Annotated in this window: 10 protein-coding genes; 3 read left to right on the top strand and 7 right to left on the bottom strand. The window is 33.9% G+C overall.

Annotation, left to right across the window (positions count from 1 at the left end; all coding sequences use genetic code 11):
• Positions 1 to 153 precede the first annotated feature (153 nt).
• Positions 154 to 1,248, bottom strand: a complete 1,095-nt coding sequence (locus AC3Y25_RS09585; protein ID WP_489902587.1) for a DUF695 domain-containing protein — start codon at positions 1,246 to 1,248, stop codon at positions 154 to 156.
• A gap of 148 nt (positions 1,249 to 1,396) precedes the next feature.
• Positions 1,397 to 3,331: an amino acid permease gene (locus AC3Y25_RS09580; RefSeq protein WP_095931867.1), complete on the bottom strand. Its 1,935-nt coding sequence runs from the start codon at positions 3,329 to 3,331 to the stop codon at positions 1,397 to 1,399.
• A 385-nt stretch (positions 3,332 to 3,716) separates the two neighbouring features.
• Between AC3Y25_RS09580 and AC3Y25_RS09575 the strand changes: the two genes are divergently transcribed.
• A complete protein-coding gene (locus AC3Y25_RS09575; RefSeq protein WP_489902586.1) occupies positions 3,717 to 4,877 on the top strand; it encodes a Gfo/Idh/MocA family protein in 1,161 nt (386 codons plus the stop codon).
• Between the two features lie 242 nt (positions 4,878 to 5,119).
• On the opposite strand, the gene AC3Y25_RS09570 is transcribed toward AC3Y25_RS09575, so the two are convergent.
• Complete coding sequence (locus tag AC3Y25_RS09570) at positions 5,120 to 8,026, bottom strand: FAD-binding and (Fe-S)-binding domain-containing protein (protein ID WP_489902585.1); 2,907 nt, start codon at positions 8,024 to 8,026, stop codon at positions 5,120 to 5,122.
• Between the two features lie 477 nt (positions 8,027 to 8,503).
• On the opposite strand from AC3Y25_RS09570, the gene AC3Y25_RS09565 reads away from it, so the two are divergent.
• Positions 8,504 to 9,151: a hypothetical protein gene (locus tag AC3Y25_RS09565; protein ID WP_489902584.1), complete on the top strand. Its 648-nt coding sequence runs from the start codon at positions 8,504 to 8,506 to the stop codon at positions 9,149 to 9,151.
• A 110-nt stretch (positions 9,152 to 9,261) separates the two neighbouring features.
• Here the strand turns inward: AC3Y25_RS09565 and AC3Y25_RS09560 are convergent, their stop codons facing one another.
• Positions 9,262 to 9,705 carry a DUF6896 domain-containing protein gene (locus tag AC3Y25_RS09560; protein WP_489902583.1) on the bottom strand — a complete coding sequence of 148 codons (444 nt, stop codon included), beginning with the start codon at positions 9,703 to 9,705 and terminating at the stop codon, positions 9,262 to 9,264.
• A 454-nt stretch (positions 9,706 to 10,159) separates the two neighbouring features.
• On the opposite strand from AC3Y25_RS09560, the gene AC3Y25_RS09555 reads away from it, so the two are divergent.
• Complete coding sequence (locus AC3Y25_RS09555; RefSeq protein ID WP_427872539.1) at positions 10,160 to 10,393, top strand: hypothetical protein; 234 nt, start codon at positions 10,160 to 10,162, stop codon at positions 10,391 to 10,393.
• 48 nt (positions 10,394 to 10,441) lie between these two features.
• On the opposite strand, the gene AC3Y25_RS09550 is transcribed toward AC3Y25_RS09555, so the two are convergent.
• The 3 genes from AC3Y25_RS09550 to AC3Y25_RS09540 are packed head-to-tail and all read right to left on the bottom strand — an operon-like array spanning position 10,442 to position 12,283.
• Positions 10,442 to 10,753 carry a hypothetical protein gene (locus tag AC3Y25_RS09550; protein ID WP_427872538.1) on the bottom strand — a complete coding sequence of 104 codons (312 nt, stop codon included), beginning with the start codon at positions 10,751 to 10,753 and terminating at the stop codon, positions 10,442 to 10,444.
• 16 nt (positions 10,754 to 10,769) lie between these two features.
• On the bottom strand, positions 10,770 to 11,726 hold the full coding sequence (locus tag AC3Y25_RS09545; RefSeq protein ID WP_489902582.1) for a DUF3137 domain-containing protein: 957 nt from the start codon (positions 11,724 to 11,726) through the stop codon (positions 10,770 to 10,772).
• Complete coding sequence (locus tag AC3Y25_RS09540; protein WP_379797314.1) at positions 11,726 to 12,283, bottom strand: LemA family protein; 558 nt, start codon at positions 12,281 to 12,283, stop codon at positions 11,726 to 11,728. The genes AC3Y25_RS09545 and AC3Y25_RS09540 overlap by 1 nt, the downstream gene beginning before the upstream one ends.
• Positions 12,284 to 12,547 lie beyond the last annotated feature (264 nt).

Genomic DNA, 12,547 nt, shown 5'->3' with positions numbered 1-12,547 from the left:
GAAAATTACTCGCAATAAAGGCAAACATTACTCTATAAATAAATTTGCACATTTTTTATTAGATTGTTTGAATCCGCTGGAGATTTTCTCTAAGCGGATTTTTTTATCGAAAAAAAAGCCGTTTTGAATAGTCTCAAAACGGCTTTTTGTACTTTATCTTGGCTCATAATGTCTAAACGTTTGCCAGTATTTATCTTTGTAGATTTCGTAACTTATTTCGAATGAACCAGCGTGTGTTTTAATTAATTCATCTGCCACTTTTGTTGGCTTTCTAAAATCTTTGCAGGCAAAAAAGATTTCCTTCCTGTTTGCCAGTGTTTCCCTTCCTACATTTAAATAACCTTCCAGGTCTTTAAGGTCTACTACAACTTCATCTTCTATTTCGTTTAATAACTCATAAGTTTCTTTATCTGGCATTCCGTTATTATTGCTTCCATCAAAAAGAATGGTAATAATAAATACCCACGGATGAGATGCTTTTTTATCCCATTGCAAAAGATCTGTGTTCATTAATCCGATAATGCCACTTCCATCTTTTGCAGTTGCTTCAAAACCTGAATAGTTATCATTTTCTGTATTATGTCTTGTGCCTTCGTATTTTTCTACAAATTCTTTTTCTCTCCAGATCAAATAATCTTTTAATTTTTCGATCGGAATTAATTCTTCTGAAATACTATTTGGACCGTCTATTTTCATGTTATCAATCAAAGTAACAGAATGCAGTTCTCCTAAATAATTGTCTAAGAAAATATAAACACCGTTGGTTATAACTTGTTTTTTTCCTTCTACAAAATCATCGTAAATAACCGTTAAGTCAATTTCATCTGGATATCCGTCATGAATGTTTGGATAAAATTTTAGATTGTCCTTATTAAATTGGAATCCTTCATAATCAATACCAATATCCTGAATGTCTGATGCTGGTTTTAATGCCGTAATTTTCCAACCTTTAATTTGAGGAGCTGCATTTACCAATTCTTCAATTGCATATATATTTCTAACTGCTCCGTCTGGCGTTAAGATTAATTCTACTGTAATATCATCTAACATTCCCGTTAGAAAATAAATCCCGTTGTGAATTTCATCCAGTTTTGGAGCCAATTTTTCAAAAAAACCTTGGTGTATGTTTTGTCTGTTTTTAACTATTGCAAAGAACTCTTTTTCATTTTTTAAAAACCAATTCCAGAAATCAGTATTAGATTGTATTGCAGCTTCTTTTTTGCCCAATATTTTATCGAGAAAACCCATGTATTACTAATTAAATTTAAAATTTTACTGAAAACAAACTTAAGGAAAAGCACTCTTAAAACATAAGAATATTTCTATAAAATATTAAGAATGCAAAAAGCCGTTCTGAAGTACTCAGAACGGCTTTTTGTAGTATATAATTTTACTTTTATCCTATATTTTCAGTATTCAGCTTACTGTTTTTTCTACTGTATGTAAAATATATCAGTAATCCGATTATTAGCCAGATTGTAAAATAAATCCAGTTCCAAACGCTTAATTCGGCCATCATATACAGACAGCAGATTAATCCTAAAAGTGGAATTAAAGACAGATTTTTTCTGAAAGCCCAAACAGCTAATCCAACCAAAACGAATAGGAATATCCACATTGGGATTTTGTGTTTGAATAAACTGAAACCTGACTCATATTTAGCAGAATCTGCAATTGGCAATCCTTTTACAACTTCAGCATATTTAGCTTCGTCGTCTTGATATTGTCCCAATAAATGCTCTAAATCTGATGTTTCAGCGGTTTTATTGTTTGCTTCAATGCTTTCTAAATATTTGAAAACCTGCTCTGATTCTGATTTATCTAAAGAGGTTACGATTGAAGTTGCATCGTAAATCTGCGGATCGTTATTGATAAAAGCCATTGTTGCTTTGCTGTTGAAAGCAAAAGCATAATACAATCCAGCAATCATTAAAACTGGCAGAATAAATTTTGAATTAATATAAGGCGTTTTGAATTTTCCTCTTGGAATTTCAGGTTTGTTTTGCAAAACCAAAACTCCAGCACAAACTAATACAAAGGCAAATAAAGTCCCGATACTGCATAAATCAGTTACCATTGTCAGATTCAAAAACAAAGCCGGAATTGCAACCACAAAACCTGTTACAATAGTGGCAAAAGAAGGCGTTTTGAATTTTGGGTGAACCGTTGAGAATTTCTTTGGCAATAACCCGTCGCGACTCATACTCATCCAAATACGAGGCTGTCCCATTTGGAAAACCAATAAAACACTCGCCATTGCCACAACTGCACTTACGGCAATAATTCCAGACATCCATTTTAAATCTAATTTATCGAAAACAAATGCTAAAGGATCTCCAACATTTAATTCGTGATATTTTACCATTCCGGTTAAAACCAAGGCAATTGCAATATAAAGAATGGTGCAAATAATAATTGCCCACATCATTCCGCGTGGTAAATCACGCTGCGGATTTTTACATTCTTCTGCCGTTGTCGAAATAGCATCAAAACCAATATAAGCAAAGAAAACTGCAGATACTCCTTTTAAAACCCCTCCAACTCCATTTGGTGCAAAAGGATCCCAGTTTGCTGTATCTACATAAAATACACCGACAGCGATCACTAAAAGAACTACACAAAGTTTTACAACCACCATTAAATTACTCGCATTACGAGATTCTTTCATTCCTCTGTAAACCAAAGCAGTAATCAAAATAATAATGAATAAAGCTGGAATATCGGTAACAAAATGAAATGACCCTAACGTAGGCGCCGTTGTCCAAGCTGTATGCGCTTGCTGTAAAGCTGTGCTTAAATTTTCGAATGATTTTCCGCCGCGCATTAAAGCTTCGGCATCATTATATCCGTTTGAAGCGGTTAAGTAATCCATCTGAATCCATTGCGGTAAATGAATGCCGCCACTCTGGAGAAGTCCTGTAAAATAATCACTCCACGATATGGCCACGGTTATGTTTCCGACGGCATATTCCATGATTAAAGCCCATCCGATAATCCAGGCGATTAGCTCTCCAAAAGCCACATACGAATACGTATAAGCACTTCCAGAAACGGGAACCATTGAGGCAAATTCGGCATAAGCAAAAGCTGCAAAACTACAGGCAAGAGCAGTAAAAAGGAACAAAAATATTACGGCTGGCCCTCCATCTGCACTTGCTTTTCCGATGGTGCTGAAAATCCCCGCACCTACAATTGCAGCAATTCCGAAAGCAGTTAAATCTTTGGTTGTAAGGTGCTTTCCTAATGCTCCATGTCCATCTGCTTCATTTTTTGCAACCTGTTTCAGAATATCCTGCACTGTTTTTTTTCGGAATAAACTTGAAAATGCCATATATGTTTTTGCTATTATTAATTGATTTAATTCAGTTGTTCTGGTTTTATTTTGCAAATAATGCAAAAAATATCCTGATTTCAAATATATAAAACCATTTTGTTTTTCTGGCGTTTTTTTTCGCCACGAATTCACGAATTATTTTTTCAAATCTTTGTCTTATAAATTTTCTCACGCAGATTTCACAGATAATGCAGATTTTTGTTGTGATGAAAATATTTATGTAGATTTTAAAATCAAATCTGCGAGAGAAATAAAATCTTTGTGAACTTTGCGTAATTCTTTGCTCTCTTTGCGGTTAAATCTATTTTAAAACACAAATGTAACATTTCTCAAAATGAGCTTACTAATACAAGTAGTATTTAATTTTTAAAGAATCATTTTTATGGAAAAAATCACGAGACGTTCTTTTGTAAATAAATTTGGACTTGGTGTTGGCGCTTCGGTTGTGATGACTACACTTCCTTCTTTTATAATCGAAACAGAAAAGGTTCACAAACCCTACACCGGAAAAAAATTAAATATTGCCTTGTGCGGTTTAGGAAACTATGCGTCATTATTAGCTGAAGGTCTTCAGGTTTCTGAATACTGCCAGCTTACTGGAATTGTCACAGGAACGCCTTCTAAAGCTGAGGCATGGAAAAAGAAATATAACATTCCTGAAAAGAACATCTATAATTACGAAAACTTCGATTCAATCATAAAAAACAAAGACATTGATTTGGTGTACGTTATAACTCCAAATGCACTTCACAAAGAATTTACTGTTCGCGCTGCAAAGGCAGGAAAACATGTTATTGTCGAAAAACCGATGGCAATTACTGCTGAAGATTGCGAAGAAATGATAAAAGTTTGTAACGATAATAATGTACAACTGGCAATGGGTTATCGCTTGCATTACGAACCTAATCATTTAGAAATAAAACGTCTCGGACAAGAAAAAGTTATGGGACAAGTTCGTTATATTGAAACTGGTCTGGGTTATAGTACTTATGATGTTCGTGACATAAATAAACCTGTTGATCTAAACGCCCGCAAAGAATGGAGACTGACTAAAAAATGGGCCGGCGGCGGTTGTTTGATTAATTTAGGAATTTATTGCATTCAGGTTTCGCGTTATGTTTTAGGCGAAGACCCAATTGCTGTTACAGCACAATTTGGACATGTCAATAACAAAAATATGTTTTCTCAAGTTGAAGAAAACATAACTTGGCAAATGGAATTCCCGAGTGGTGCTGTTGCCAATTGCAGCAGTTCGTGTGGTTTTGGAATTGATCGTTTTTACGCTGCGGCAGATGAAGGTTTCTTTGAAATGAGTCCTGCTGTGAGTTATGGCCCATTTGTGGGTAAAAGATCTGATGGAAAACCATTTAATTTTCCAGTTATAAACCAACAGCAAACCCAAATGGATGAGATTTGTAAAGTGATTTTAGCAAACCAAAAACTCCCCAATCATATTACTGGAGAAGAAGGAATTAAAGACGTTCGAATAATTAATGCCATTTATAAGGCTGCTGAAACTGGGAAGAAAGTGAGTTTGAAATAGTTTTTTTTTTGCCACAGATTAAAGGATTAAAAAGATTTTTATTTCACGCAGATTTTACAGATTTAAGCAGATAATCGCAGATTATTAGTTATCTCTGGTTTAAAATTAAATCTGCCTAAATCTGTAAAATCTGCGTGAAAAATTATTTAGATAAAGATTGGAAAAATCTTTTTAATCCTTTAATCTGTGGCAAAAAAATCTTAGCGCTCTTTGCGTAATTCTTTGCGACCTTTGCGGTTAATTTACTTCAAACAGCTACGCAAAATACTCACTGGATGCTGCGCTTCACGTTTTGTTCCATCATAAATTTGATGACGACAACTTGTTCCTGCAGCGGCGATTTTTACATTTTCGGCAGTGTTACGCACTTTAGGAAATAACGTATCCTCACCCATTTGCATACTCACTTCGTAATGTTCTTTTTCATAACCAAAAGAACCCGCCATTCCGCAACAACCTGAATTGTAAATTGTAACCGTATTATTTTTTGGAAGATTCAGCATAGCAAAAGTTGCCTCAACAGAACTCAACGATTTTTGGTGGCAATGTCCATGAATCTTAATTTCTTTACTTTCCTCTGAAAAAGAATCGGCTGTGATTTTTCCGTCTATGATTTCTTTTTTGAAGAATTCCTCAATTGTAAAAGCATTTCTGGATAATTTCTCCGCAGCTTCTTTATCATCGGCTAAACGAAGATATTCATCTCTAAAAGTCAAAATAGCCGAAGGTTCAATTCCGATTAAAGGTGCGTTTCCTAAAACCAGATCTTTGAAAACACTTACATTATGATTGGCAATTTTCTTCGCTTCTTCCAAAAATCCTTTTGAAAGATACGTTCTTCCACTTTCTTCATGATCAACAACCAAAACCTGATAGCCTAATTTTGTCAATAATTCGAAAGCATCGATTCCGATATTGACATCATAATAATTCGTGAATTCATCTACAAACAAATACAATCTTCCGTTTGGAAAATCGGTTTGTGACGGTTTATTATTAGCATACCATTTTCTAAAAGTCTTTTTCGCCAATAACGGAACTTGTCTTTCTGGCGCAATTCCCATTGTTTTTTTCACCAAAGACTGGTTCGAAATAAAATTCGTAATCGACGGGAATTTGCTTCCCATTTTGTTCAGTTTGGCGTTGTTGGCAAAAATCTTATTTCGAGTAGAAAATCCGTTTGCTTTTTGATATTGGTATAAAAATTCTGCTTTTAGAGTCGCTACGTCTACGTTACTTGGACATTCGCTTGCGCAGGCTTTACAGCTTACACATAACTCAAAAACTCCGTATAATTCTTTCTGGTCAAATTTATTTTCTTTTTCAGAATACGTTAAATATTCTCGCAAAGCATTGGCTCTTGCGCGAGTCGTTTCTTTTTCATTTCGCGTTGCACGATAACTCGGACACATCGCTCCTCCGCCAGATGGCAGTTTTCGACAATCGCCAGAACCGTTGCATTTTTCGGCGGCACGTAAGATTCCTAAGCTGTCTGAGAAATCCTGAAACGTTTTAATATCCGGTTCTAGTCTTCCTGAAATAACACGATGATTCTCGTCCATCTTCAAAGCATTTACAATCTTCCCAATATTCAAAACCGAATTTGGATCGAATGCCAATTTGATTCTTTTCAAAAGTTCGTAATTCTTATCGCCAATCATGAACGGAATAAACTCTCCGCGCACAATTCCGTCGCCGTGTTCACCACTTAGCGAACCTCTGTATTTTTTCACCAAATGCGCTACTTCAGTCGCAATGGTTCTGAATAATTTTAAATCAGAAGTTTTCTTTAAATTCAAAACCGGACGAAGGTGCAATTCTCCTGCACCCGCATGCGCATAATAAATCGCTTCCTGCCCATGACGCAACATCATTGCCGAAAATTCAGCAATATACGCTGGCAAATCGCTCAATTCTACCGCCGTATCTTCAATCGAATCTGCTGCTTTATCGTCGCCTACAATACTTCCTAAAAGTCCAAGACCTGCTTTTCTCAATTCATTGGCTTTGTCAATATCATTTCCGTAGATTTTTACGCGAGCGTATCCAAAATTGTTTTTTTCTAAATCGGCAATTAAAGCATCGGCTTGTTTTTCTGCATCTTCTAAAGTATGCGATGCGACTTCAAACATCATAATTGCTTTCGGTTCTCCAACCAAAAAGAAACGATTTTTAATGTGTTCGCGATTCGTTTTCGTACAATCTAAAATCGTGTCGTCGATCATTTCGCAAGTGTACAAATGATGTTTCATCGCCACGACAACAGATTCTAAAGATTCTTGAATCGTATGATAATGTCCCACAACCATAATACTATGCGGCGGAGGCAAATCATCAACTTTCAGCGTCACTTCGGTTGTAAAGGCCAAAGTTCCTTCACTTCCGCAAAGTAATTTTCCGAGATTTATTGTGGGTTCAGTTCCGCCAAATAATTCCGATTTCAGCAGAATATCAACGGCATAACCTGTATTTCTTCTATGAATTTCAGGTTTCGGAAACTCTTTTACAATTTCTTCCTGAGCTTCTTTTATAGTAAGCTCGTCGTAAATCGTTTTGTATATTTTATTTTCTAAAGAATCACCTTTTGTTTTTTCGATAAATTCAGCCGAAGTCAGATCTTTAAAAACCACTTCAGAACCGTCACTTAAAAGTGCTTTTACCTCAGCAATTTTATCGCGCGTAACACCATATCGAATCGAAGTTGTTCCCGAAGAGTTATTTCCCACCATTCCGCCAATCATGGCGCGATTTGATGTTGATGTAATGGGAGCAAAAAATACGCCGTGAGGTTTTAAGAATAAATTCAGCTCATCGCGAATTACGCCAGGCTGAACCGTAACCGTTTTCTTTTCGGCATTGTATGAAATAATTTTTGTAAAATGCTTCGACACATCAACCACCAATCCGTCTCCTACTGCTTGTCCTGCCAGCGAAGTTCCCGCAGTTCTTGGCGTAATCGACAGCTTATGTTTTGCCGCGAATTGAATCAGTTTGGCAATATCTTCAGTCGTTTTAGGAATTGCCACCGCATTAGGCTTAATTCGGTACACCGAAGCATCTGTAGAATAAAGCGTTTTATGAAGCTCATCGAATAAAAGTGTGCCTTCGAGACTAGCGGCTAATTGCTCTAAATGAGATTGGGTCAACATGTAAATGTGCTTTTTATAAAAATATTTCCTGAAAAAACTCAGACGACAAAGATAAAAATATCACAGGGCAAAACGATTCTATTTTATGAATTTATCTAACAACTCCATCATATTTTATAAAATTCTGAGAGAATCCTACAATGAGTTTGTAGTGAAATAGATATTCAAAGATTTAGAATGTCAAAGATTTTTTTACTTGTTTATTTTATTCGTAATATTATCTTCAAATTCAAAAACATCTAGATGGAAGATCATTTTTTTGACATTCAAAAAGACAAATTATTCAAAAGAATTTCTTTTTTTATTTTGTTTGGAATACTACTAAACCTGCTCTTATTTTTCGGAACCTCTTATCTAGAAAACAAAATAACAAATAGGTCTTTTATTAATTCTTATGTAATTTATTGCACTTTTTTAGGCATTTTTCATTCTTGTATTTTTAGAAATTTTATTCGCAATTTTCTAATCATGACTTTTATGTTCTTTTTTATAGGTCTAGCATTTTGTATCTTTTATTTCGTAATGCTAATATTCAGTTTCGGAATCGAGGTCTTTGCTTTTCTTGCAGTTTTACTTATCTATCTATCCATTCAACTAATCACTTTAAGACTATGCTTTAATCTAAAACCCACTGCTAGTTTAAGTTTTATAACCATTTTAATTTTCATCGCAGGTTTTAGCATAACCTATATAAAAAAAGACTATGACCTTTATTATTATGGATTTTCATTTATCTGTTCTGTCTGGTGTCTAAATATTATCTTATCGGCATTACTTTTCTCTGATTTTGTATTTGACAAAAAACAAGAAAATGTATCAAAAGATCGTTCTATTACAGGAGAAATAAATGTAGAAAATTTCAAGGATTACTTAAAAACCATATTTGGATCACAAATAACCTTTTACGAAGCTTTCAACGAATTTCAGATTTATGAAATTGATTGCTTTCCCGAAAATTTCGAACATAAATTAGCAATCGAATTTTCAAATGAAAACATCAAATTTGCAACCGTTACAAAAGAACCCAGTGTTGATTTTTCTTTATATGATTATGTAATCGAAACCAACAAAGAAGCCGAAGACTTTGTACAACATATTTTAAAATTTGGCTGGCCAATCAAATAAGATATTTTTCAGAAGCTACTCCTGCTGTCCGCTATATCTTTTGTGGTGAACCCCACTACAAAAGGATGCCGCTTCCATCAGGGCTAGGGCACTTGATTTCATTAGAAGATTTACTGAATAAAAAAAGACTCTTCTACAACTCTATAACATTTAAAGACACATCCAAAAGCTTTGCCTTCAACTCCTTCAATAGTTATCCAATTTAAAAGTCCTTTGTTTATAAGCTGAAACAATTCATACTCGATATAATCTTCACTATAATTTAATTTCTGATATTCCGGATGAGTTCTTATAAGTTCAGTAAGATTCCATTGAGAAAATTCGATTATATCCTTTTCAAAAATTGAAATATCGTAAGCATAAATAACTCCATCTTTTTTTGCAGTGCATCCACTTCCGTGAAAATAATATTCAATATCATCTATTGAACCTACTCTTTCAAAAAAAGTAATTGAAAATAAACATGGATTTATATCTTTTTGATATTTATCTTTTAATAAAGCTTCGAAGCTTCTGATAAATGTAATGTAGTCTTTTAAGATTTTTTCGATCATAATTTGTAGTTCAAATCTAAATCTAATAATTCTATTTTCAAAAGAAATCCCTCAATCTTGTCATTTCGACCGAAGGGAGAAATCACACTCGTAACCACATAGATTGTCGATTATGTTTGCGGAATCCCGCGTGTGATTTCTCGTTCCTCGAAATGACAAACTGCGTGGAAATCTTACTGAGTTTACCTTTTCTCAAAATAACGTTTTATATTTACCTTTTAAAGATGATTTACTGAGTTTAGCTCGTTTTCAAAGAATAAAAAAAAATATATTACTTTTCTTACTTTTTATTGTTTTTTTTGATATTTTTACAATTCTTAAACTACAACATTAAGAACGAAATAAGATTTGCCCTTGTATTATGTGTGCGGTATCGGAAACGACCGTAAGCGCTGTTGTAGGCGTTAGAAACACTAATCTACAAGGGTTTTTTACTTCTAAAACTACAACATTTATGAGTACCAACACAATTTCAAAACAAACCGAAATCAAGCTTTTGAATTTTTTCAACGACAGAATCGATCCTGTAGAAATGGCTAAAACTTTAAGACAAGTAAATTTCACACTCGCTTTATGCGTTTTGAGCGAACATGAAACGTTTCAAAGCGAAATCATCAAATTAAGAGACAGCTTTTACTGGCTCAATGAATTGGCTGAGACTTTAAATCCTTATTTGGAGATGGAGTAAAGCTTTAAAAAGAAAAACCTCGACTTAAAAATCGAGGTTTTATATTATTTAATAATAAACTTTTAAATCACCATTATTCCGAATAAAAATAAAAAATACTATAATCAAAACAACACAAAAAACAAGAGATCCTGATCTTAAAAATTTATTCATCTCGTTTGGAATCTCAACGGTAAGTGTAAATAAATATAGAAAAAGTCCAACAAAAAATAAAACCAAAGTTGAAACACCCATAAAAACGATTGCTTCACCTACAGGAGACTGAGCAAGTCTAAAAATCTCGCTTATGGTGTAAAAGAAAAAAAGAACAAACCAAACCCAATACAAAAATTGAAAAATATAAGCTAAAGTTGTTTTCATAAACATTATAGTTTAATTACTCCTTCCCCCAAATCCTAGTATTCAAATCCAATTCATGAACAATATCCTGCATAAACTGAACAATCGAAAGATCATCAGTAAGTAAATCAGAAGCTAAAAGCGATGAATGAATTGGTGCTTCAAAGTAATTGTGAGATAGCGGAAAAGCGATATACATTTTAGAATGTATAAACGAGATCGAAATCGTTTCATCACATTTGTTATTTAAATCCAAAATTCTTTCCATCATGGCAGGCGTCAAAATGTATCGCGCTTCGATTTGATTTTTAGAATAAGTAACAAATATTTCGTCAAAGACTGTATTTTCTAATTGTACTAACTCGGAGTTACCGAAACTGAAAACGTTTTTCGAAAACCATGAACCAATGGCATCTGCTATACCTTTTGGACGTACAACAGTCGAAACATTAAAATTTTTATTAAAATCAGCTACAAAAACAATTCCTTTAAAAATCGTATGCCAAGTTGTTTTTGTTCCATTTTTAGTTCGAGTTTCCGTTTTATACTCGGCGTGAACTTCGGCAAACCAAAAAGAGGTTTTATCGACTATTCCGCTTATTAAATCCTGTGTTTTATAGCGATCTGGTCTTGTTGTAAAAAGTTCCGAACTTATAAATTCATATTCTGGAAGTCCGCTTTGCGGCGTTATAGTCAGCGTCTCGTTAATGTCTTTTAACGCCGCTCCAACAACGTTCATTTTATAAGACAACTTGTATTTTACAGCATCGTCTTCTATTCTGAAATACATTACAATGGCAATAATTACAGGAACCAAACAGCCAATAATCCCCAAAGGAACAAATCGAATGATTAATCCAATAACCAAAATCAACACTGCAAGTCCAATTAAAATGTAACAGGTTTGATAGGTTTCGGCTATTTTTTTTCGATCAACTTCTAAGCTATTCAGAATGTCTTGCAACTTTGCTTTCGAATTTATTTCTGAATCCATTAATTATTAAATAGTTCTTTTGCACTAATATTTTTACGTTCTTCTTCTGGTGTTTCTAAAACATCAATTTTAGTGTAACCCAACATTCCCGCAAACATATTACCAGGAAACATCATAATAGCGTTGTTATAATCTGTTACAGAAGCATTATAAGTCCTTCTTGCTGCTGCAATTTGCTCTTCGCTTTCTGTCCAAGTTGTTTGAAGATTTAAGAAATTGGTATTGGCTTTTAAATCAGGATAATTTTCAACTGTTACCATTAAACCTTTTACAGCCGAACTTAATTCAGTATCCAAACTCGCTTTTTCTTCATCTGTTAAATTCCCAGAAGTTGCTCTAGCACGAAGCTCAACGATTTTAGTTAATGTGCTTTGTTCGTAATTTGTGTATTGTTTTACAACTTCAACAAGATTCGGAATCAAATCGAAACGTTTTTTCAACATTACATCAATCGCCGAAAACGCATTGGTAACTTGATTTCTTTTTCCGATAAGTGAATTGTAGATGACAATTCCAACAATAAGAAGGAATACGATAAGTCCTAGAATAACAATCATGGTGTATTTTTTTTGAATTGGTTATGGGCAAATATATAAAAAGAGATGTAAGTTTTATCTGCTAGTTATCATTTTGTTTAAACACATTTTTTTAATATAGCCAGTGGTTGAAACCACTGGAACACAATATAATTTACGATACGTTTCCAGTGGTTGAAACCACTGGTTATGTTTGTTTAAACAAGCTAAACGCCTTTTACCGTAAAACAAACTATGTTTCTATGTGTTTAAAATAAAATTTCACAATTTTCTACATTTATATCC

The sequence above is a fragment of the Flavobacterium sp. LK-23 genome, assembly GCF_058135255.1.
This window is presented reverse-complemented; position numbering and strand designations above follow the sequence as displayed.